This window comes from Vibrio sp. 1978 (assembly GCF_033344345.1).
Genome location: NZ_JAWPOP010000167.1, coordinates 1 through 1,027 on the forward strand (window position 1 = coordinate 1; position 1,027 = coordinate 1,027).

Here is a 1,027-nt window from a genome sequence, read left to right on the forward strand (position 1 = left end):
GGTTTGGGAAAACAAAAGTGCTGACGAAAATTCGCTTCAGTTTAAAGATCGTCTGTTTGTTTACGAATCAGAAGACTTTAAGCCATTTTCTAAAGACTTGGAACAGGTTGGTTGTGTCAACGCAAGAGATGATATTTGCTCAACTAAGCAATACATTGAGCACATCAACCAGAAGTCACTGTGTGGTATCACAAATTGGCGCTTACCGGATTATCAGGAGTTTTATGATGTTCTCGACTTCGGTGAAACAGAGAAAGATGCAAGTGGCGTCGTTTATGGAATGAATTTTAAGTTCTTCCCACAGCAAACGTTAGGTAGTCCTTATTTGGAATACGGTTCTGTTTGGTTCCAGGCGTTTACCTTTACTGAAAATGACAAGGTAAAAACGCCCGAGTACTTAAGAATGCCGTTGGTAACGGTTCGAGGTGCCGACCGTGGACAATCTAGCTCGATTGAGATTTATTCCGATAAAAAAGATCCAACAGCTGATGATTCATACCAATTTCCAATTCGTCTAGTTGCTGAGAAAGGAGAGTAAGATGAAAAAACTTATTACCGCATTATCTCTTGTACTTGTTTCTTACGCGTCGATGGCCGCTCAGGAATGCTCTTTGGATTTTGTGAAGTCAGCGCCGAATTCTCGCTACTTATACTCTGATCTAGGTGTTGTAACAGATTTAAAAACAGGACTCACTTGGATGCGCTGCCCAGTTGGTATGACATGGGATATGGCTCAAAAAGCGTGTTCTGGGGAAGCTCAAAAAGTAACATGGCAAAACGCGCTGCTTACTGCGGAGCAAATTCGGAATGCCTCGGGCAACCATGTACTACACAATTTTGCAGATAAAAAACAGTGGCGATTACCGAATATTAAAGAGTTAGTTACACTCACAGAGCGTGCTTGTTTCCATCCTTCGATGAATGGTACGGCGTTTGAAAGTGCATACTCGCTTGAAACTGGTGATTTCGGTAGCTATATCTGGAGCAACACGCCCGGCACTGACGCTAGACAAATCATGACGTTCGA

At 42.6% G+C, this 1,027-nt stretch carries 1 protein-coding gene and 1 pseudogene; both read left to right on the plus strand.

What is annotated here, in order from left to right:
- Positions 1-538: pseudogene (locus R8N49_RS25240) on the plus strand (DUF1566 domain-containing protein); the annotation flags it as partial.
- A 1-nt stretch (position 539) separates the two neighbouring features.
- A partial coding sequence (locus R8N49_RS25245; protein ID WP_318190227.1) for a DUF1566 domain-containing protein occupies positions 540-1,027 on the plus strand: 488 nt, incomplete at its 3' end.